Origin of the sequence: Gracilibacillus salitolerans, assembly GCF_009650095.1 — a bacterium.
Classification (GTDB): domain Bacteria; phylum Bacillota; class Bacilli; order Bacillales; family Amphibacillaceae; genus Gracilibacillus; species Gracilibacillus salitolerans.
Genome location: NZ_CP045915.1, coordinates 3942793 through 3965746 on the forward strand (window position 1 = coordinate 3942793; position 22954 = coordinate 3965746).

Consider the following 22954-nt stretch of genomic DNA (forward strand, 5'->3'; position numbering starts at 1 on the left):
GATAACCATTACGTACAATAACATACTAATATATCATTTAAGATTGTAATGAACCAATATTAAAAAACAGCCAATGGAATCTCTACCATTCACTATTCATCCATATGAAATCAAAGCATTCATCATTGAACTAAAAAGTTAATTAGATTGTTTTTCAAGACCTTTTTGATATGATTGATATATATAATCATATTAACCAAGGTCTTAAAGAAGGAGTATGCATAAAATGGAAGCACTGTATCAACAAGTTTATCAATACATAAAAACTGATATCACAAATGGCAAATTCCAAGTGGGAGATCGTATTCCATCAGAAAAGGAATTAGCTGAAAAATTCGAGGTCAGTAGAATTACCAGTAAAAAAGCACTTGAAAAACTAATGAACGAAGGATATGTATACCGACAACGAGGAAGAGGAACTTTCGTTGCAGATTTCGCTAATAGTCAAAAACAGCAGCCATCCGAAGCAAAAAAGCCCTTATTCGGATTAATTATGACATCACTAGATGCAAGTTTCGGAAATGATTTGGTAACAGCATTAACCGAAGATACCGATGAAGGATTTTTCCTCCTATTAAAAATATCTTTAGGACTACCAGATAAAGAAGAACAAATGATGCAAGATCTAATGGAATTAGGAGTAGACGGAATGATTGTAGCTCCTGCACATTCCAAGCATTATAGTTCAGAAATATTAAAAATGGTGGTGAATAAATTTCCGGTTGTTTTAATCGACAGATCGATAAAAGGAATCGGCGTAACCTCAGTTTCTACTGACAATCAAGAAGCTGCACAAACAGGTGTCAACTATTTATTTGATATCGGGCATAAACATATTGCCGTTCTTATGCCATCTAACTATGAAACAACAACTATTGAAGACCGCATTGCTGGGATTGTCCATGCATATGCAGAAAAAAATGTGAAGGTAGATAAAAGTCTATGGCACGCTGACATTCACAGTACTTTGCCATATCCGCTAGCTTCTAAAGAAGAAGACATCGAAAGTATTAAAAAGCATATTCAAAAACATCCAGAAATAACCGCTATTTTTGCCTTAGAATATAATATTGCGTTATTAGCCAAAAAAGCCATTGAAGAATTAAATATGAAGGTTCCAGAAGATATATCTATCATTTGCTTTGATAGCCCACCTCAAAATGACCTAGAATTAAACTTTACACATTTAAAACAAAATGAAAAAGAATTAGGTAAGAAAACAATCAAGCGACTCATGGATATGTACAATGGAGATCCTCACATCATAAAGGATGAAATAAGTGCTACGCTTGTTGAAGGAAAGACTACTCGCCCTGTAAGCTGATCTAAACAGGAGGAGGGGCATTAATATGTCCTTCTTTCAACACCCCTTATCTCAAACGGAACTAACAGAGGAAAAATGTAATATATGATCCAATATAGAGCTTATAAATCATATGAAAACGTTGGTATAATCAACCGCCGAACTCAGGATTTTTATAACATAAAAAAGTTAAGGATTAAACAGGAAATGAACTATTTGGATCAAATATAAAAAATAACAAACAAAAACCTCGGCTTTTTGTTCTGATTTTATGCCATTTTTACGGAAAATAATCTATTTCTATTTTATATGGAGCTACTATTAATTTTCGAAAATGCCTGTTTGGCAAGCCACATTATAGAGAAACTAAGTGTACTAACTGAAAAGAAAGGTAAATATGCTGGGAACATTACAATTATTAAGTAATGAGCTATTATGGCAACAAACATAAAAAAAGAAATGTGAGGAAATGAAAAACTTAATATGACGGCATATTTAATATATTGAATAAGCTTTAAATGAAAATGAGCTATTACTGGAAAAATGAATACTAATACCAATAAATATATAATGAGCATACTCAAGAAGCCAAACATCATTATATTTAGTATTAATCCATCTACTCTTGTTAAATAGAAATAATGAATATACAACAAAACACCAATAAACGTCAATAATAAACTTATTATATTTGAATGTTTAAATTCAGAGCGATAGGATTTCCAAAATGTCCTAAAAATAGGTACATCATCACTACTCATTATCCATTTTCGAACTACTGCAAATACCGAAGTTGTTGCTGGACCTATACCAAAAATAATGAATCCAAGCATAGTAAATAGGATCCATAAAATATTTAAAAATGATAATCGAACCATCCAGATAAACACGGAATAAATTACTTGAATCATTCTTTCCATCATAACTCCCCATTTTCGCATTATAATTAACATGGTGTTTATCACCTAGCTCTTGGTGGAGAGCTAGGCATTGGTTTACAATATTACCCTTTTATTCCACCTGCTGTTAAACCAGCTACAAAATAACGTTGAAAAAATAAAAACAAAAGAATCATAGGAACTATGGTCATAATAGAACCCGAAATTAAAACATCCAGATTATCTTCATACGGGCTAATCAGAGCTGTTAAACCAATTGGCAAGGTGAAGTTTAGGTCTGTTCGTAAAACGATTAATGGCCATAATAAATCGTTCCAACTTCTCATACCTTGTAAGATAGCCATTGCTCCAAACGCTGGAAGCATTAATGGCATCATAATCCTGAAATACAAACCATATTCCGAACATCCGTCAATCCTCCCAGCGTCCATTAATTCACGCGGTAACCCTGCAGCAAACTGTCTAAAGAAAAAGATAGCAATTGGGGCTACTGCAAATGGTGCTATCACTCCTGTGAAGGTATCTATCAGACCCACACTGATGATCATCTTATATAACGGTAAGATCAGTATTTCAACAGGCAGCATCATAACAATTAAAACTAAAACAAATAGAGAATTTTTACCCTTAAAATCATATACACCAAAACCATATCCTACTAAAGAAGAAAATAATAATGAAAAACAGGTATAAAAGAAGGAAATAATTAGACTGTTTTTATACCAATGGAAATATACTTCACCTGTTCTCGTGGAAAATAATGTTTTAAAATTGTCTAATGTGAATTGATCCAATTTGATACTCAAATCTACTCCATAACGCATTAAATCTGCAGTTGGTTTAAACCCTGCCATGATTATGGCAAAAAAAGGAAACAATGCTATTCCACAAACAATAATAAAATAGGTGAATATAAACAGGGAACTTATTCTATTTTTATTTTTCATTTTACTAATCCTCCTTTCTAAATAACCCGAAAAATTTCAATTGGATTAGATTCACTATTAAAACAATAGCTAATAATGTCATACCTATAGCTGATCCCATACCTAAGTTTCCATAAGAAAACCCTTCGTCAAAAAGATAACCAACAATAGTTAAACCAATGTCATTCGGTGATCCATTTCTCCAAAAAACGTAACTCTCCGTAAACATTGAAAAACCACTATAAATGGTAACAGTTAAAACATAGATAGATACAGGCTTTAAAAATGGTAGCGTGATTTTTATGAATTTTTGAAAGGCATTAGCACCATCTATTTCCGCAGACTCATATATTTCCTTTGGAATACTTTGCAACCCTGCCAAAAAATAGAGAATATTAACTCCCATCCAACGCCATGATGCTAAAAGAACCATAAGTAACATAGCTGTATTGGATTGCATTTTCCATTCTTGTGCAGGAATTCCAATGGACATAATTAATGAATTTAAAAAGCCCTCTTCCATATCAGAGAAAATGATTCTGAAAATAATTCCACCTACAACTACAGATGTTAGCGCAGGTAAAAATAAAGCAGACTTAAATAAATTCTTTAAATAGGTTAATTTAGAGTTCAAGAATACGGCTGTAATCAAAGGAAAAGGAATCAAGATGACAATGGTCCAAAATGTAAATCTTGCACTGTTTGATAAAGCAGCATAGAACTTTGGATTATCTAATTTGGAGTAATTTTCTAATCCAACATATTCACTTGTAGCAATATTTATATTTTGAAAACTCATGGTGATTGTACTAATGATGGGGTAGACAAAAAAAATGACAAACGCTAATATAAACGGAAGCACAAATGTGTAAGGTGCTAATTTAGGTGAAAATAATAACTTTTTAAGCTTTTGTTTTCTGCTAGTAGCCGGAAGCTCCTTCGTTAACGTTTTCAAGCTATCACCTCTTTAACTCTTAAGTATAAGGGCTCAGGAAATATGAGCCCTTTTCTATATCCTATTTTACTGGGAATCTCTAATTTCATCTGCAACTTTTTTGATGCCTTCTTCTACATCTTGCCCTTCTCTAATAACATTATATAGTAATTGATTACTTACTAAATCTATCGCTCTTGAGGAATCATCGGTTATGTTTATAGGATTAATATCATCACGAATGGTAGACAACTTTTCAAAGATATCGTTGCCAAAAAGTTCCGTAAACTCGTTATCCTCACTCATTTCAGGTTTATCCCAAACATCCCACCTTGGAGGCTCGGATCCAAGTATCGTCCATAATGCAATGCTTCCTTCTTCAGACAATTTAGCATACTCTAGAAATCTCTTAGCTAAATCCTTGTGTTCGGATTGATTAGTCAATGCGGTACCTGTTCCACCCATCCCTGCTGATCTTGCTCCACCTTTTTCCCAAGCAGGCATAGGGGCGATCTCAATGTTTCCAGCCATATCAGGCATGTAGTCTCTAAATCGACTCATATACCATGCCGGCATCATAACAGAAGCCGCTCCACCATCACTAAAGAATCCAAAGAATTCTTCTGCACTATGGTTACCTCCAGGTGCTGGTATAGCAATTTCGTGTTCATGAACCATATCCGACAAAAATTGTAATGTTTCGGTATTAATCTCGTTATCAACAATTACATTACCAGCTTCATCAATTAAGTCCGAGCCTCGTTGTGAAATAATTGGCCAAAAAGTCCAAGTATCTGCTGATTCTACTGTTGTCATTGGCTTTCCAGTAGCATCTTTTACTTTTAATCCAGCTTCCACAAAATCGTCCCACGTTTCAATAGACATTGGATCTACTTCAGCTTCATTCATCATCTCTTTATTGTAATACATCACAGTCGCTGCAACTTGAGTTGGTATACCGTAGTAATTACCATCCTTGCTATAATTTGTGAATCTAGCTTCTACCGCATTGTCTAGGATTGGTTCAACCATGTCATTTAATGGTTCTAGGGATATATCTTCTTCAGATCCTTGCAAGAATTTAGACCATTGTTTTATTTCAATATTCGCAAAATCCGGAGCTCCTACACCTGATTGTAGAGCAATCAATAGTTTATTATGCATTTCTTCAAAAGGGTAATTTGTCATCTCTAATTTGATTTGTTCATTTGGATTTTCTTCATTCCATCTTTCAACCATATACTCAAAATGATCCTGGTGATATGCAACAAAAGTCCATAATGATAGAGTAGTAGCATCTTCTGTACCTTCTTCAGGTTCTACGGTATTGCTTTCACCTTCCTCTAAGCCATTACTATCAGCATCACTGTCAGTATTTTCATTACTACATGCAACAACTAATAAAAGAGAGAATGCCATTATCATACTAAGAAAAAGCTTTATCCTCGATTTAACCATATAGTTAATCCTCCTAAAGACTATTCCAAAATGACGAACAACTTATAAAATTCCTTCAGTATTAAAGTAGACTATTTTACCTTCCTCAGCAGATTGATAACAACCTTCTAATAATGAAATTGTTTTTAAGTTATCCTCCACACTATTAGAAGCAGGTTCTTGATGCTCTATTGATTCTAATAAAAGGTTCAATCCTGCGAAAGCTGAATCAGGCTTTAATTCCTGACCACCTGTCGGAAACTCCCATGTTTCCACCGGCTCTCTAGAACTGCTATGATATAGGGAGACTGTGTTATAACCAGATACTAATGTTCCTTTTTCGCCTACCACTACTAATTCCGTAGTACGATATGATGAGGAAAGACTCTGAGCATACGATACGATAACACCATTGTTAAATTGAATTTGCACATTGGAATCTGTATCTCCAACACAATCAATGGCAGGAGAAGAATAAGTTTGACAATATAAGCTTCTGGCTTCACTCCCCAAAATCCACCTGAAACCATCTAACCAATGTACCCCCATTACGGATAAAGCATTTCGCTCACATTGTGTCCTCCACCCTTTATCTTGACGGAAGTAGTAATCATGAAACCGAACAGATGAAACATTTCCAATTTCATCCCCATTGATTAACTTTTTTACAAAATCAAAGGAGAAATGCTTACGAAAATTTTGGTTAATACTTATCGGAACACTATATTTTTTCGCTTTTTCGGTTATTTCTTTCGCCTCAGCAAGTGTTTCACAAAAAGGCTTTTCGCAAAAAATAGGAATGCGGGCCTCAATCAATGGAAATAAGATTTCCTTTCTTAGGGTGGAAGGTGTACAAACAACGACTACATCGATATTACTATTAGAAATAAAATCATCTAAATCCGTATATCTTTGCTCGATCGCATAGGTATTTGCTCGTTCTTCTAGTACCTCAACGTTTGGATCACAGATTGCTGTTACAACTACTCTATCCTTATTTTTCCGCATCCCTTCAAGATGCATCTTCGACACATTACCTGCTCCTACCATCCCTACTCGAAATTGTTTTTGTGACAAAACAAATCGCCATCCTTTTTCTCATAATTTGTTCTTCATTGTACTATTTTAAATTTTTCACCATGTACTCTAAACATGCTTGCATACCGTCAATAATCTCTCCACCACTTTCTTCATCCGCCGATATCCACCCATCATAACCAATCTCTTTTATAGCTTGAAAAATGGGATCAAAATTAATGTCACCTTGGCCTAATACTTGCCAATCTCCTCTCGCAAAGTCTTTCATATGGAAATTGTCAATACGATCATGGAAACTATAAATAATTTCTGCCATATCCTCAATACCAGATTTATAAAGGTGTGCTGTGTCAACGGTTAAGGTAACTGCGTTATTCGTCACTTGCTCAAAGAATATATCAAAATCTTTTCTATACATGACCGGTTGATTATAATGATGATGTAGAGATAGTTGAACACCATAATTTTCTTTCGCCTCTAAGCCTAGATCATTCAACTCTTTCGCATAATCTCTAAGTTTACTATCAGAGGAATGCTGTCTTGGAAGACCATGGCAAAATACGATACTTTCTGTTCCAACCGTATTAGCAAACTTCAATACTTGTTTAAACTTTTCTAAATTATTCTTCCTCAAATCTCCTCCAAAAATTAATGCGGATGCAATCCCGTTTTTTTCGCCCCATTTTTCCAAGAACAGATTAGGATCTTGAACATACGGCATATACTGGGAAGCTTTCAATTGTAATCCTTTGTATCCTACTTCTAAATAATGATGAAATAATACGTTCATTTCTTCATTACTGCTAGTTGGTCTTGAGAAAGCTAGCTTCATAAATTTTTACCACCTCACATATTGTAAGCGTAAACATTTCTATTTTTTACTTCAACCTCCTTTCTCAAATCTCGGGTTAATTATAATTCAACTATGTTGAATTAACAACCCTTTTTTTTAATAATATTAAACTTTATTTAATAATATTACATAAATAAGATTTAAGTAAGAATTCATAACCAACAATTAATAGCTATTTGTATCATAAAATGGTCTAATAAAGAACTTCATTTTATAATTCATGGATGAACTTATATTTTTTGATGTATAATGGCAATAATGTTGAATCATAGTCACTGGATTTTAATATTTAGCATGAAATCATATAATACTACATTTAATATAGAAAGGAATTTTAATATGAATATAGGTTCAAAATTAGGAAAACAAGTTCGATATATTCGCAAGCAACAAAATAGAACATTAGAAGAGATTGCTTCGGCATGCGGATTTAGTAAGAGTCTTCTATCCAAAATTGAAAACGGGGTTACAACTCCTCCGATTGCAACATTAATGAAGATAGCTGAAGCTTTAGGTGTAACGGTTTCTGACTTATTGGAGGACAACAAAGAGTCAGGAACCATCTATACACAAGCAGGCACATACAAAGATGATGGGCGATTAATTAAAACGGAAAAAGGATATTCTTTCTATGCCTTTGCGGCGACTCGTCAAGATAAACAGATGCAACCATATTACTTTGTAGCAAAAAAAAATGAAGTATATAATCACACCTTTTCCCATAGTGGAGAAGAATTTGTTTATGTCCTAGAAGGGGTCATGAAATATAAAGTTGGAGATAAGGAATACACCTTAGGACCAGGGGATTCCATATACTTTACATCCATAGAAGAACATACATTAACTCCTATTTCAGATGAAGTAAAATACATCGCTGTTTTCGCCTCATCTTAATATGTAAATAAATTTCCCTCTTGTTAATTCAACATTGTTGAATTATAATAAACAAAGAAAGTTTATTTTCAAAGACTAGAGGAGGATTACAATGGCAACCATTACTAATTTGAGTGAAGAGAAACATATTCTAGATATGGATTGGGGGAAAATACAGTGGCTTTGTGGGCAAGATATTGATCCAGATTGTGAAATGACTTTCGGTATGGTTTATATTGATGCTGGTAAATCAAATCCTAGACACCTTCACCCTAATTGTGAGGAATTAATTTTTGTATTGTCGGGTGAATGTGATCACTCCTTAGGAGATGAAGTTCACCATTTAAAACCCGGCATGATGCTCCGAATTCCAAAAAACACGCTTCATGATGCGAAAGTAACTAGTTGGGAGCCTTGCCGTATGCTTATTATGTACTCTTCTCCAAATAGAGAAACGATTGGAGAGTAGCACCCGTTCATTATTTTTAAAAATCTCATTAAACATGTAAGCGTTTGCTGTTTGTTCGTTTTTACTGATATGTTAATCTGCTTCTACTTAAGTAGGGAGGGTGAATAAAGTGAACAAGAAAGTGTTAGTAATTGGATCATTGGATACTAAAGAAGAAGAATTTCTATATGTGAAAAACATATTAGAAAACAACAATCTCTCAGTCCTTCTTATGAATACCGGTATCTATGAATCAACAATACAAGGTGATATTACGAGTGCTGATGTAGCAAAAGCCGGTGGTGTTTTTTTACACGATTTACGTAATAAGAATGATCGTGGAACTGCTATAGCAACAATGACAAAAGGTGTTGGTAGTATAGTTCCAAAATTAATTAGTGAAGGTAAAATTTCTGGTATTTTTGGTATGGGTGGGACAGCTGGAACCACGGTAGCATCTGAAGCAATGAGAAAAGCCCCAGTAGGATTTCCAAAAATCCTTGTTTCTACTGTTGCATCTGGTAATACAAGGCCATATGTAGGAAATAAAGACATAACGATGATGTATTCAGTTGTGGATATCGCAGGTATAAATGGATTATCCGTGCAAATTCTTAAAAATGCTGCCAATGCTTTAAGTGGTATGATACAAGGATCGGATAAGGGACCAAAAGTTGATAGTAAACCTATGATTGCTGCTACTATGTTCGGAGTGACTACCCCCTGTGTAACTAAAACGCGAGAAATATTGGAGGCAAAAGGATATGATGTTCTAGTATTTCATGCTACAGGTACTGGCGGAGATGCGATGGAAACATTAGTTCAAGACGGACTCATAGAAGGCGTCGTAGATATTACCACAACAGAACTTGCTGACAATCTAGTTGGTGGAATATTTCAGACAGGTGATAGTCGACTAGAAAGTGCTGCCATTAACGGAATTCCACAAGTCGTGTCGGTTGGCGCATTAGATATGGTTAACTTCGGTCCACCGGAAACCGTTCCATCACAGTTTAAAGGTCGTACGTTCTACCAACATAACCCTACCACTACACTAATGCGGACAACAGTAGAAGAAAATGAAAAATTAGGAAGAATGCTTGCAGAAAAATTAAATAAAGCCCACGAGAAAACCGTAATTCTTTTTCCTAAAGGTGGAGTTTCTTTACTAGATACGGAAGGACAGCCCTTTGAAGGAAAAGCACAACGAGAAGCTTTATATACAAGTATTAAAGAAAACTTAAATCCAAATATTCCTTTTAAGGAAGTGGAAGAAGACATCAATGATGCTACTTTTTCCGAATTAATCGCAAAGGAATTATTGAAGTTAGTATAATAGAAAGGAGATCATCATGACCACTTCGAGAAAAGAAATATTAGCAAAACTAAAAGAAAACATAGATAAAGGAAAGCCGATAATTGGCGGAGGTGCAGGAACTGGTCTATCAGCAAAGAGTGCTGAAATAGGAGGTATAGACTTAATTATTATTTATAACTCTGGTCGTTATCGTATGGCTGGCAGAGGCTCCCTAGCAGGTCTTATGCCTTATGGAGATGCTAATCAGATCGTTGTAGAGATGGGGAATGAAGTACTAACCATTGTGAAAAATACTCCTGTTTTAGCAGGTGTGTGTGGAACAGATCCTTTTCGTAATATGGATATATTCTTAAAGCAACTACAAGATATGGGATTTTCAGGTGTTCAAAACTTCCCTACAGTAGGTTTGTGTGATGGACAATTCCGACAAAATCTGGAGGAAACAGGGATGGGTTATGATTTAGAAGTTGAAATGATTCAAAAAGCCAGTAAATTGGGCTTGTTTACCTCACCATATGTATTCAATAAAGACGATGCCATTAAGATGGCTGAAGCAGGAGCGGATATGTTAGTAGCCCATGTTGGTTTAACAACAAAAGGGGCGATCGGGGCACAAACCGCATTAAATTTAGACGATGCTGTTCAATTAGTACAAGAAATTCATGATGCAGGTAAATCTGTAAAGAAAGACATCATTGTTATTTGCCATGGTGGCCCAATTTCAGAGCCTGAAGATGCAAAATATGTATTAGAACATACAGATGGAGTTTCTGGTTTCTTCGGGGCTTCTAGTATTGAGCGCCTTCCAACAGAAATGGCCATTTCTAACCAAGTTAAACAGTTTAAAAATATTAACGTTAATAAGTGAAGCGACGCAGAACTAATCTTTTATAACTTATGACATATCCGATCTCACCCACATTGATCACATTATACACATATTAGAAAGGGGAGTAAGTGATCGCTTACTCTCCCTTTGTCATTTATTTGATATAAATATTTTTATTCAACTGTTCAGCCAAAAACTTCGGCTGTTTCTCCTAATGCCTCTTTTGCATCTTCCGAAATATGCTTCTGCAACGTTGATTTTTCGAGCTGAGTCAGAGATAATTTTCGATAAACCCAAGCACTTTATCTTCTGACTTTTTCTGATCAAGATGAACCACTTATTTATATGTGCTTAAAGTTTTAATAAAGGAACCTATCAGCGAAAACATCAGTGTTCGTCAGATTTCTCAGCAATTAATTGCTAAATAAAGAATATATTTAAAAGCAGTAATTGCTCATGCGGAACATTCCCCACCCAAAAAAATATAATAATGTAAGTTCATTTTTTGATAAGGGGTGCTAAGTATGCCAGCAATAACAGGGGAAGAGTACAGAAATCGATTAAAAAAACGCCAAGTGGAAATTTGGCATAATGGAGAAAAAATAAAAAACATCTTAGAACATCCTGCGTTTAGGGGGATTATTAAGAGTCAAGCCGCCCTTTATGACCTACAGCATAAAAAAGATATGATGACCTATCCCTCACCTGTTACAGGAAGTCTAGTTGGGACCTCTTACTTACAGCCAATCACAAGGGAAGATCTTATAAAGCGAAGAAAAATGATTCAACACTGGGCGAAAATGAGCGGAGGTATGCTTGGTAGGAGTCCTGATTATATGAATACCGTTTTAATGACTTTTGCTGCGTCAGCTAAACTATTGAACGGAAAAGAAAATTGCTTTGCAGAACATTTGACTGATTTTTATATGAAAGCCAGAGAAGAAGATCTATCCTTTACGCATACGTTTATTAATCCACAGGTTAATCGCTCACAACTTTACTTTGAAGACTCCGAAGAACCGATCGCAGCGAAGGTTGTTGCGGAAACAAAGGAAGGAATCGTCATAAAAGGAGCTCGTTTACTAGCAACTCAAGGCGGTATTACTGATGAAATTCTTGTATTTTCCCCTGGAGGCATCACCGACCAAGCATTCGCTTTTGCTTTCGCTATTCCAAGTGATACAAAAGGGTTGAAATTCATTAGTAGAGATTCTTTTGTTGGGGGTGAGTCTACTTACAATTACCCACTCAGCTCGCGATTTGAAGAATCAGATAGTTTGGTAGTATTTGATGATGTGGTCGTGCCGTGGAAAAGAGTATTCTTTTATAAAAATATTGAAGTATCCAATAGCTTTAAAAACGCAAGTGCGTTTGTTCCTTTTACCTTACACCAAATCGTTAGCAGACAGATTATTAAAACAAAATTTATGATAGGACTGGCAGAGGCTATTGTAAATACCATTAACATTAGTGAGTATCCAAATGTCCAAGAAATGATGGCTGAAATGATTACAGCACTAGAAACCATGGAAGCCCTATTAATAAAAGCGGAAGCAAATGCAAAAATAGACGAATTTGAACTAATGCGTCCAGAACTCATTCCTTTACAAGTAGCGACCTCTACTTTTCCCAAAGTATATGCGCGACTATCGGAAATTGTTCAACTGTTAGGATCTAGTGGGCTGGTATCCATACCAACAGAAGCAGATTTTGAGTCCGAGATCAGAGAAGATCTAGATCAATATTTGCAAAGTGCAACGTTAGAGGCAAAGGATCGAGTGCAATTGTTTCGCCTAGCATGGGACGCGACAATGAGTGCGTTTGGCAATAGACAAACCCAATATGAACGTTTTTTCCTAGGAAGTCCCAATCGACTATCAAGCGAGCTTTGCAAACAGTATGATTTTACAGAACATACAAACTATATTAAAAACTTTTTGAAATAGATGGAGAAAGAGTGGCTACAATTAGAAGAGTGGTCTAGTCGAAGGGAGTATAAGGGTTTGCATCAATTAGAAGGTGGCTAAAGGACGCGAGGTCTGCCAAAATGCACGGCAGTATTGGCGTATGCTTTGGTTTTCCCCTCTAATATCCTTCTTTTCTACCTTCTTCTTTAACTGCCAATGTCATCATTAACTCACTCCTTTCTGGATAATGATTCTCCATATAATGTATCATACAATCATCTTAATTAGAGGGCGTTTTCCTCCAACTTAAAATCTCTCCTTAACAAATAATTAATTCATCCCCTCCATCAATTCCAAAACAAGCTCCTGAAAATACCGAAATGGGTCACTTATCCATAAGTTACGATGATAAACAAAATGAATTTGTCTTTCTAAGTCTTGATTCTGAAATTCGATATAGGCTAAATGATCCTCTTTTTCTATCAATCTTTTCGAAATCAACGCTACCGCTTTCCCGTAAGAGAGCATTTTAATAATCGTCGAAACAGAATCTAGTTGAATCATTTCTGTTTGTAACTTTTGCTCCTTTAACCATGATTTAGAAAAATGACCTGTTGAGCTTGATAGCCTGTGTACGAGCAATGTTTGATCAGATAAATCACTTTCACCTAAACCGTCCTTTCCAGCAAAAGGATGAGTCTTGCTGAAAGCCAAAACAATTTTGTCACTGGTGATTGGCTCATATACAAGGTCAGGTTCCTTATTTCCCGTTTCCATCACTAAACCACAATCAAGTTCTTGAAATAGCAATCTTCTTTCTATTTCTGGTGCTGTTTTGACATCTAGTGATACTTTGATTCGCGGATAACGTTCCGCAAGTTGATGGATCAATTCTGGCATAAAAAGTTGAGCAGGCACACCACTTGCCCCTAGTTTAATAGATCCGTTTTCTCCATTCTTATAATCTTCTACACTTTTTTCTAACGCATCATTGATTTGACTTAACTGCTTGGCATAATGATAGAGCATCTCTCCCGCATCCGTAAGTCTGTAGCCTCCCGCATTTGTGCGAAAAAGCTTAATCCCGTAATCGTCCTCCAAAGATTTAATATGAAAAGACACAGTAGGAGTTGATAATCCAAGTAAATTTGCTGTATCTGTCATTTTTTTCGTTTCTACTAATGAAATAAATACATGTAATTTTTGAGTATTCACTTTACCACCCTAAAGTATTTTAGATTTTTTCTAACGATATGTTGATTTTATCAGATTCTTTTTAATTTAATGTTAACAGTTAGTTAATATTCTCTAAACAAATGTTCTCTACACTTAGGAGTGAGGAGAAAATAAGGAGAGGATAACATGCTCATTTGCTTAAAAGGCATCGAGAAGAAATATGGCAATGTACAAGCTGTTAAGCCGATTGATTTAACGATCGAAGACACCTTTGTTACGATTCTCGGTCAATCAGGTTGTGGCAAAACAACATTATTAAAAATGTTAGCAGGGCTGACAGAACCAACAGCTGGAGACATTCTTTTCGATGACCAGACTATTTTTTCAAAGTCAAAAAAAATCAATGTAAAACCAAACAAGCGACAAATTGCCATGGTATTTCAAGATTTTGGACTATGGCCGCACATGACTGTCTTTGAAAATGTTGGATTCGGTCTTCGAGGGAAAGTATCCAAATCTGAACGAGCTGATATTGTTCACGATGCCCTGTTGAAAGTGAAGCTTGATGCAAAAGCAGCCATGAAGCCTGGCGAATTATCAGGAGGGCAACAACAGCGTGTCGCGTTGGCTCGAGCTATCGCCATTAATCCGAAGCTTATCCTTTTCGATGAAGCGCTCAGTGCACTTGATGCCATCTTGCGTGAACAGATGCGTGAGGAGATTTTAACCATCGTCCAATCAATTGGTGCACAAGCCATTTTTGTCACACACGATCAAACAGAAGCAATGGCTATGTCAGACAGCATGATTGTCATGGATACCGGAGACGTTGTCCAAACAGGTTCACCTGAAGCAATATATCACTCTCCAGCAAATCCATTTGTAGCGAACTTCATTGGCAAGACCAACTGGGTTGAGGATAAAGAGAAAATGATTCGTCCAGAGAACGTTCATCTTTATCCACACAAAAACACGACATTCAGATTGGGGGTTGTGAAAAAAAGCATGTATGAAGGAGACCGTTATGTCATCTTTGTTGAGACAAATGGTCAGCTGTGGAAATTTTATGATCATCATCCTCATGAACAAGGCACTAAAATTAAGCTTTATGTCGAGGAAAATAATATTCATTCTTTAACAAAACAGGAGGCAATACTATGAAAAAGTTAAAACGAACTGCGATGGCAGGGATTTTTACATCTGCATTACTTCTAAGTGCTTGTGGAGCTGGCTCTGATGAAGCTTCAGGTGCTGAAAATAGCTCTTCTACTGATGATAATACCATTACCGTATATTCTGCTGGACCAGGAGGACTTGCTGAAAATATTCAAGAAGCATTTGAAGAAGAATCAGGTATCAAGGTCGAAATGTTCCAAAGTACTACCGGAAAAATTCTATCTCGTTTAGAAGCGGAAGCGAATAATCCAGTTGCAGATGTTGTCGTACTAGCTTCTGTTCCATCTATGGAAGGATTAAAATCCGAAGATAAACTACAAGCATATGAATCGGAAAATGGTGACAGCGTCAACCCAGAATGGAGTGATCCTGATCATTATTATTATGGATATAGTGCCGCCGCTCTTGGTGTAGCCTATAACACCAATCAAGTAGAGTCACTTGATGCTGATTGGGCCGAATTTAGTGAACCAGAATGGCAAGGACGTGTCGCAATGCCTGACCCTACTTCTTCTGGTTCTGCAGTCGACTTTCTATATGGGTTAACCAATCAAAATGATGACGGATGGGAAACCATCCAAAGCTGGCTGGATAATGATTTACTTATAGCAGGCGCTAATAAAGAAGCATTAAATTCTGTTATTACTGGAGATAATGATGTCGTAGTTTCGTCTGTAGATTATATGACATATAAAGCAAAAGACAGTGGTGAACCAGTTGATATCTACTATCCGGAAAGTGGTACAGTTATCAGCCCTCGTGCTGCAGCTATACTAGCAGATGCGCAAAATGCGGAAGGTGCACAAGAATATATAGATTTCCTTTTATCTGACACCGCACAGCAATTAGTTGCAGATGCCTATATTTTACCTGGTAATGATGAGATTGAATTAAATAATCGTGCAGCCTTAAGTGATATTCCAACACTTCCTTTGGACTTGGATAATATCGAAGAAAAACAAACAGAAACATTAAATAAATTTACATCTATGGATTAATACTTCTACGTGATGATGTAACATAATGGAGGAATACGTATGATTTTCCGTAGACATGCCCCTTTTACGGCGTTGTTTATCATACTTAGTATTTTAGCTGTAGCACCACTTATTGCGGTTCTCGGCTATACTTTTTTTGAAAATGGCACATTGTCATTTGAATCATTATTATCTGTTATACGAAATAACAGCATTATACAAACGATGCAAAATTCACTATTACTAGGTGTCTATGTAATTGCTACAACGACATGTATTGCGCTACCGTTAGCGATCATCAGAACGAAAACATTTCTCGTCAAAAGCGAATGGTTAGATATTGTCTTTATCATTCCTTTTATGACACCACCATATATCGGTTCTATGGGATGGATTTTGTTTATGCAGCACAACGGCTATTATGAGCAAATCTTTGCTTCAGAGGCACCTTTTACCTTTTTCAGTATAGCGGGAATGGTATTTATTATGAGCATGCACCTGTACCCTTTTCTCTATTTTATGCTTAAAAATGCTTTAATTAGAATTGACGGTTCGTTTCAAGATGCAACAATGATTTACGGTGGTAATCCCGTCTTGAATTGGATTCGGGTTATTTTACCTTTACTGATTTCTAGCTATGTGATGGCAGCCTTACTCGTCTTTATCAAAACATTAGCCGAATTCGGAACACCTGCCACTTTCGGAAAAAGAATTGGCTATGATGTCTTTACAACAGAGATTCATGCCTATTTATCACGATGGCCCATTAACATTTCAGCAGCTACCAGCTTATCTTTACTATTACTTAGTGTCTGTATGGTGATTTGGTATGTTCAGAATGTTATTAGTCGTAAATATACGTATGGTGTTCATTCAGGTAAATCAACAAGTTCTAGCCAACTGAAAGATTCACTGCTTGTTCGAATCTTTTATAGCGGATATGTATATATTATCATCGGACTGTCTATCGGGGTCCCGTATTTTTCGATTATTGCAACATCACTATTAAAAGTACGTGGAGAACCGCTCAGTTTAGATAATGTAACACTCAGTCACTATGGCGAGCTTTTCACAGTCGGTTCATCCAGCTTCACAGCACTGATGAATAGCATTAACTTTGCGTTTGTAGCTTCCACTATTGCAGCTCTTATTGGATTTTGTGCTGCACTATATATAAGAGATGCCAAAAGGAAACCACAACAGCTACTTGATTTTACTAGTCTATTGTCCAATATTATTCCAGGTATTGTCTTTGTCGTTGGTCTCATTCTATTTTGGAATGCAGCATGGCTTCCTACAACCATCTATAATACCAACTGGATGCCAATCGTTACTTATATTGTGCTATTTTTACCTTATTCTGTTCAGTATACGAAATCAGCATTATCACAGCTTCATCCATCTATCCATCATTCCAATGCCGTGTTCGCTCAAAACTATGGGATGATTTTATTAAAGGTATGGTTACCGCTATTAGGACAAGGCATTTTAGCCGGGTGGATGATGACATTTATTATTTCGATGCGTGAACTAGTTGGATCTTTACTTATTCTTCCTCCATCAGTTGAAACTAGTGCCACCTTTATTTATAGCCAATTTGAACAAGGTGATGTATCAAAAGGAATGGCAATGGCAGTAATCACTGTACTGTTAACAGTACTTTGCATTTTTCTCATTGAACTCTTGCAACGAAAGGCGTTACACGCAAACTAATGATAGATGTGACCGTCCTAGGAGGAGTAAAAGAATATGGTCGAAACTGTTTTATTGTGTCAGACCAAACAACCAACACACGCATTATGCTTGATTGTGGAGTTCGAAATGGGAGTCCAGAAGTATATCCAGCCATTACGGAAGAAATAGCACAATCGATTCAAGCAGTATTTATCTCACATGTTCATAACGATCACATCGGAGCACTTCCATTATTAGCAACAAAAGGCTTCAAAGGCGACGTATGGATGAGTGAATCCAGCTTATATCAATTGCCAACGATCATTCCAAAATGGCCGGATACAGCTATAGAGGCTATACATTTTAGATCTTTTGCCAAAAATACAAAAGGCAAACAGATCAACATTACAGAAAATCTTTCGATAACTTGGGGCTATAGTGGACATATGCTTGGAAGTGTATGGTACAGCTTTTATTTGAGAGATCAATCTATCTTTTATTCTGGGGATATAGCACTTGCTTCTCCCCTATTGGTTACAGACATACCAAATATACTTGCTTATGATATCGCATTGATTGACAGTGGCCATGCTGCACAAACGATGCCCAACGACAAGAGTATCACTAATATTTTATCAGCACTAAAAGAGCCATCTGAAAGTTATCTGCTTCCCATTACGATATCAGGAAAAGCTTGTGATCTCTTATTTTCACTCTATCAAGCACTTCCTGATAGAAACTTTCTTATCGATCATGCTTTACAGGAACATTTACAGTGTTATCGAACAAATCCAGATAACATACGCAAAGGAAAAATGGATGAATTAGAAGTTATGTTAGAAAATGAGCGTTTGAAAATCTATGAGGGAATAAAAGAGCCTGGGATCTATTTATTATTAGATAAAACAGCTGGCTTTCAAGAAATAAAGACCGGTGTATATAAGGATGAAAAGTCTCCTTTTTATAAATCACACCCTGATAGTAAAGATTTAAAAGCATTAGTCAGAACAATCGATGCAGAAGAATATATTTTTTTCCATAGTGAAGAACGTGATTTAGAAACTATTTTAGATCGGTTATGTTCAGAAAATTATATTACTGGAGGGTTTGTACGATGAAAAAAATAATCGTTTTGTTTACCTTATTGTTGACTGTCATGGTAAGTGTTGCTGTACCGACTTATGCTGATAGCGAAATTGAACCTGGTTACGAAGTGAAATTCAATCTTGATTTAGACTCTTTTCCTAGTAGATTGGACATGCTCGATACATTCGATGCAGAACATGACGAAGATTTGATGGTCTATTATTTTGATACACCTGATCAAACATTTCGTGAACTAGGATATATCCACCGTCTTCGTGTGTATGCAAGCGATAAGAAAACAAATATCACGTACAAGAAAGTATTCCCAGGAGTAGCTATTCCTGATGCTATCGAAGAAGCAAGTGCAAAAGGCTTTCACGGTGATATGTCCAATTATAAGTTTGAAAATGATCGAAAAGAGGGAATCGACAGGTTTTCCATCAGTCGTAAGGAAAAATTCGAGAAAAATGATTCCTTACGCTTTGATCTAATCGATCCAGAAAATGCGATTAACCTTTTCCAAGAAGAAGCGCCTAAAAAATATAGAAATTGGGACGATGAAGACTGGTATCAAGAAACATTGGGCAACACTATCCCTTATGGTCCAGCATTAGTGCACACCTATGAGGGTAGTTTTCAGGGTGTTGATGCAGATGTAGAGATATGGTCTTTTAAAGGGGAAATAATAGCTGAAATTTCAACTAAGACTCCTGAAAAAGATGAAGCAGATCAAATTGAATCATCATGGTTGAAAAAGTTAACAGATGCAGGTTGGTTAAGTGATGAGCAAACCTCTAAAACTGGATTTGTAATGGATCGATGATAATGTAAAGAGGCTGGGAAAAAAGTAATTTGATAAAAGTGAAATCCGAACGATGTTTCAAATTCTACGAACAGAATTTGTTATCATTCGGATTTTTCAATTGCATAAAAGAAGGAAAATGTTCACTAACTTTTGCGGTTATATTGAAAAGTTGTGATTGCTAAGCAACCGCTCTGGCTGCCCACTTCTCTTTCCGTGGGGTTTTCCCTTCAGCTAACTTTTCCAAGCAAAGATCGCTCGGAAAAGTGGATCTTCAGAGAAAACAGTCCCACAGGAGTGAAAGTGGGCGGCCTCCGCTATAAAATTGCTCTACAACGGTTATGACCGTTAGCTGTTTGCACTTTCTAAAAGAATGGCATATATAAACCAAGAAATGAGAGTCGAAATTCATTCAAAGCGAATTTCTCGTTTTTTCACTCGTATCATACCTTTGATTTCCAGAAAGACATTTTAGCATAGCGAATGCTTCATCATATGGAAAGTGTAGGCATACCAATCTCTATGGTAATAAAAAAGAAGGGAGAAAAGCAATCGCTCTCTCCCCTTCTTGTCTATTAATTCAACCGCTCACCCAAAGCTTCAATCGCTTCCACTAGTGTTTCTTTCGCATCTTCCGATATATGTTGCTGCATCGATGGTTTCTCAATCTGATTCAAATACTTTTCAATAAACTTAAGCGCTTGCTCCTCTGATCTTTTCTCATAATGATGAACCACTTGTTTATACGTATTTGTCAATTGATCCGCTAATGGACCGTTTAAATCACCAGATTCGATATAGCTATCCATTTGTTCTTGGAGAGCTGATGTATTGATCGGCAACCAAACATCCTGAATTGGCACTTGAGACCAATCGATGTCAGAAGCAAGGTAAAAGCTCGTGTACGCCGGCTGATTGTAACTTGTATTTTGTCTAGCTATTTCTGCCCGATATTGCGGGTCATGCATTAATGTATAAAGCTTACGATCCGTTACTTCTGTACTTAAGTAGATTCGAATGGCGGAACTATCTTCCGTTCTTACAAGTAGCTCTTCTCGCCAGTCACCAAATATATCAGCTACCAAGCCCGGATTCCCTTTTGTCCAGTTATTTGTTCTCGTTCCTTCGGCAGTTAGAACCGTTCCCTTCTGCCAGTGGTCGATTGTTGGTGTTTGATCTCTAGAACCATTAATGATTTGGGTTGTCATATCTGCAGACCATTTAATATTCATGTTTGTTCCTGGAGCTCCTTGCCAGCTATCTGCTATTTCTCTTCCGTCTGCTGTATGCAAGCCAACTGCCCACGTCTCTAATCCAGGCTCATCAGGTAGGACGTCACCAATCATGCCACGGCCGGTATCGCGACCAGTGTAATCACCATAAATAACTTCACCGGTTGCTGCATCACGTAATGCATAACCGTACGGCGCCCAGGCTCCACCTTCAAATACCATGAACATTTCCAATCCAGGGCGATTTGGATCAATGTTAGCTACATGCATCGCATCACCATGACCTAATCGTGCCATGCCTTCTGCTGCACCTTCTTCAGGCATTTCATCAAATGAACTATATAGTAAAGAACCATCATGATCGATTGTTGCACCACCATAGACAATTTCATGCTTACCATCTCCATCGACATCCGCAGCACTTAATGAGTGGAACCCTTGTGTCGTAATGGTGCCAAACTCTTCATCCGTTCCATCAACGCCATGCGGTCCATCATTAAATGGATTGCTCATAGGCGTCCAGCCACTATCCACATACCAATTTTCACTTAGACTTTCTCCGTCCCAGTCATAAGTAACAATTGTTGATCTCGTATAGTACCCTCTCGCAAATACAGCAGAAGGATTCTCTCCATCTAAGTATGCAACACCAGCTAAAAAGCGATCAACGCGATTCCCAGGTTCGATACGAGACATCGCATAGTCTCCCCATCTCAAACCATCGTCCTCACGTGCTGGTTTATACTGAATGGTTTCTAATTCTTCACCTGACTCACCATTAAACACGGATAAATACTCTGGTCCTTCTAAAATAAAACCTTCGAAGTTTCTAAGATCATTGTTGCCACTTCTTGATGGGGCATACTCGTCCATAAAATAATCAGCTAAGCTTTCTGCATCCTCTCTAGATAACGGGTAATCATATTGAGGTTCGATGTCAAAAGCTTCTTCCAAGGTTTCCGGCCAGTCACCGTTTACGACTTCTTCCTGTTCATGCCAATTCACAAATAAATCGACGATATGCTCATAATAGTCACCACTACTCATTCGATAATCATCATCGTGACTAAACCCTGCTTCGATATCTTCTTCTAGCATGGTAATATATTCTTCTGAAGAAACCTCACCGTCTTCATCGTACTTAATAACCTTTGTTCCAGGAGCTGTTTTAAACATGATTTCCGACTTGCCATTTCCATCAAAATCATAAACTAAAAATTGCGTATAGTGTGCCCCTGATCGAATGTTTACACCTAAGTCAATTCGATAAAGAAGCTCTCCGTCAAAGGTATACGTATCTAAGTAAGTATTGCCTGTGTAACCAACCTGTGATACATCCTTAGAATTGCTCGGCTCCCATTTTACAACATATTCATATTGGCCATCACCATTCACATCGCCAACACTCATATCATTTGCATGGTACGTATAGGATTCTCCAGCTGGAGTTTCACCATCTGCTGGTTTTTGTAAAGGTAAATCGTAATACCCTTCATCCCAAGGTATAGTTGTATCACTCTCCTGAATTTCCTCTCCATCTACTACCGCTCGTACGGTATATTCATCATCAGAGGAACCTTCCACATCTAAATAATTCGTGCTATCCACAACTGTTGCCACTTTTTCACCGTTACGATATACGTGGAAGTCCACACCTGTTAGACCACTATCTGAATAACCGGATACTTCATTTACGAGAAGCCGCCAACTTAAAAACACACCTTCAGAGGTGGAAGCAGCTATTAATCCTCTGTCTAAATTCTCTAGCTGAATCCCTTCTGTTACATCTGGTTGTTGTTTTGTGTGATGATCATTTGCTGATACACTTGCTGCACCTGAAAGAAGTAAAGTCATAGCTGTAATGGAACAAAATACTTTTTTCGTGAACGATCGATTTCTCACATAATCACTCCCTAATTTTTTTTGGAATCTTCGCATCAGACATAATTAGCAAACGCTTTCATTTTAGCGAAATGGAACTTCTCATCCTCCCTTCGTGAACATGATTATAACAGAGAAAGCGAATTTCAAAATACCAAATATCAGAGGAAAACCTTTAAAAATCA

The 22954-nt window shown here is 36.8% G+C and carries 19 protein-coding genes; 11 read left to right on the forward strand and 8 right to left on the reverse strand.

Translation table 11 applies throughout. The features are described 5' to 3' along the window. Positions 1-226 precede the first annotated feature (226 nt). A complete protein-coding gene (locus tag GI584_RS18835; RefSeq protein ID WP_194842045.1) occupies positions 227-1324 on the forward strand; it encodes a GntR family transcriptional regulator in 1098 nt (365 codons plus the stop codon). A 284-nt stretch (positions 1325-1608) separates the two neighbouring features. Here GI584_RS18835 and GI584_RS18840 read toward each other — a convergent pair whose 3' ends face one another. The 6 genes from GI584_RS18840 to GI584_RS18865 all read right to left on the reverse strand — a co-directional run bounded on the left by GI584_RS18840 (position 1609) and on the right by GI584_RS18865 (position 7369). After that, positions 1609-2256, reverse strand: coding sequence for a YesL family protein (locus GI584_RS18840; protein WP_153792191.1), 648 nt, complete (start codon positions 2254-2256; stop codon positions 1609-1611). Between the two features lie 50 nt (positions 2257-2306). Continuing rightward, positions 2307-3149 (reverse strand): carbohydrate ABC transporter permease, encoded by an 843-nt coding sequence (locus GI584_RS18845; protein WP_153792192.1) that lies wholly within the window; start codon positions 3147-3149, stop codon positions 2307-2309. Between the two features lie 4 nt (positions 3150-3153). Next, positions 3154-4083 carry a carbohydrate ABC transporter permease gene (locus GI584_RS18850; protein WP_153792193.1) on the reverse strand — a complete coding sequence of 310 codons (930 nt, stop codon included), beginning with the start codon at positions 4081-4083 and terminating at the stop codon, positions 3154-3156. Between the two features lie 66 nt (positions 4084-4149). Continuing rightward, positions 4150-5520 (reverse strand): ABC transporter substrate-binding protein, encoded by a 1371-nt coding sequence (locus GI584_RS18855; protein WP_153792194.1) that lies wholly within the window; start codon positions 5518-5520, stop codon positions 4150-4152. A 42-nt stretch (positions 5521-5562) separates the two neighbouring features. After that, positions 5563-6576, reverse strand: a complete 1014-nt coding sequence (locus tag GI584_RS18860) for a Gfo/Idh/MocA family protein (RefSeq protein WP_228552274.1) — start codon at positions 6574-6576, stop codon at positions 5563-5565. A gap of 43 nt (positions 6577-6619) precedes the next feature. Then, the gene (locus GI584_RS18865; RefSeq protein ID WP_153792195.1) at positions 6620-7369 is read right to left on the reverse strand and encodes a sugar phosphate isomerase/epimerase family protein; all 750 of its coding nucleotides are present in this window, start codon (positions 7367-7369) and stop codon (positions 6620-6622) included. A gap of 360 nt (positions 7370-7729) precedes the next feature. Between GI584_RS18865 and GI584_RS18870 the strand changes: the two genes are divergently transcribed. The 5 genes from GI584_RS18870 (at position 7730) to hpaB (ending at position 12804) form a co-directional block, all read left to right on the forward strand. Further along, a complete protein-coding gene (locus tag GI584_RS18870) occupies positions 7730-8284 on the forward strand; it encodes a helix-turn-helix domain-containing protein (RefSeq protein WP_153792196.1) in 555 nt (184 codons plus the stop codon). Positions 8285-8375: 91 nt separating this feature from the next. Continuing rightward, positions 8376-8732 carry a cupin domain-containing protein gene (locus tag GI584_RS18875; RefSeq protein ID WP_153792197.1) on the forward strand — a complete coding sequence of 119 codons (357 nt, stop codon included), beginning with the start codon at positions 8376-8378 and terminating at the stop codon, positions 8730-8732. Between the two features lie 109 nt (positions 8733-8841). Continuing rightward, the gene (locus GI584_RS18880; protein WP_153792198.1) at positions 8842-10047 is read left to right on the forward strand and encodes a Tm-1-like ATP-binding domain-containing protein; all 1206 of its coding nucleotides are present in this window, start codon (positions 8842-8844) and stop codon (positions 10045-10047) included. Between the two features lie 16 nt (positions 10048-10063). Continuing rightward, positions 10064-10897, forward strand: coding sequence for a phosphoenolpyruvate hydrolase family protein (locus GI584_RS18885; RefSeq protein WP_194842046.1), 834 nt, complete (start codon positions 10064-10066; stop codon positions 10895-10897). Positions 10898-11382: 485 nt separating this feature from the next. Next, on the forward strand, positions 11383-12804 hold the full coding sequence (gene hpaB / locus GI584_RS18890; RefSeq protein ID WP_153792200.1) for a 4-hydroxyphenylacetate 3-monooxygenase, oxygenase component: 1422 nt from the start codon (positions 11383-11385) through the stop codon (positions 12802-12804). Between the two features lie 291 nt (positions 12805-13095). On the opposite strand, the gene GI584_RS18895 is transcribed toward hpaB, so the two are convergent. After that, positions 13096-13980 (reverse strand): LysR family transcriptional regulator, encoded by an 885-nt coding sequence (locus GI584_RS18895; RefSeq protein WP_153792201.1) that lies wholly within the window; start codon positions 13978-13980, stop codon positions 13096-13098. Between the two features lie 147 nt (positions 13981-14127). Between GI584_RS18895 and GI584_RS18900 the strand changes: the two genes are divergently transcribed. From GI584_RS18900 to GI584_RS18920, 5 genes are read left to right on the forward strand one after another with little or no spacing between them, the layout of a single operon-like run. Beyond that, a complete protein-coding gene (locus GI584_RS18900) occupies positions 14128-15102 on the forward strand; it encodes an ABC transporter ATP-binding protein (protein WP_153792202.1) in 975 nt (324 codons plus the stop codon). Beyond that, a complete protein-coding gene (locus GI584_RS18905; RefSeq protein WP_153792203.1) occupies positions 15099-16115 on the forward strand; it encodes an ABC transporter substrate-binding protein in 1017 nt (338 codons plus the stop codon). The genes GI584_RS18900 and GI584_RS18905 overlap by 4 nt, the downstream gene beginning before the upstream one ends. A gap of 39 nt (positions 16116-16154) precedes the next feature. Beyond that, complete coding sequence (locus tag GI584_RS18910; RefSeq protein WP_153792204.1) at positions 16155-17807, forward strand: ABC transporter permease; 1653 nt, start codon at positions 16155-16157, stop codon at positions 17805-17807. Continuing rightward, positions 17807-18886, forward strand: coding sequence for an MBL fold metallo-hydrolase (locus GI584_RS18915; RefSeq protein WP_153792205.1), 1080 nt, complete (start codon positions 17807-17809; stop codon positions 18884-18886). The genes GI584_RS18910 and GI584_RS18915 overlap by 1 nt, the downstream gene beginning before the upstream one ends. Beyond that, positions 18883-19677 (forward strand): CYTH domain-containing protein, encoded by a 795-nt coding sequence (locus tag GI584_RS18920; RefSeq protein ID WP_153792206.1) that lies wholly within the window; start codon positions 18883-18885, stop codon positions 19675-19677. The genes GI584_RS18915 and GI584_RS18920 overlap by 4 nt, the downstream gene beginning before the upstream one ends. Positions 19678-20231: 554 nt before the next feature. Here GI584_RS18920 and GI584_RS18925 read toward each other — a convergent pair. Next, positions 20232-22742, reverse strand: a complete 2511-nt coding sequence (locus GI584_RS18925; RefSeq protein WP_153793017.1) for a rhamnogalacturonan lyase — start codon at positions 22740-22742, stop codon at positions 20232-20234. Positions 22743-22954 lie beyond the last annotated feature (212 nt).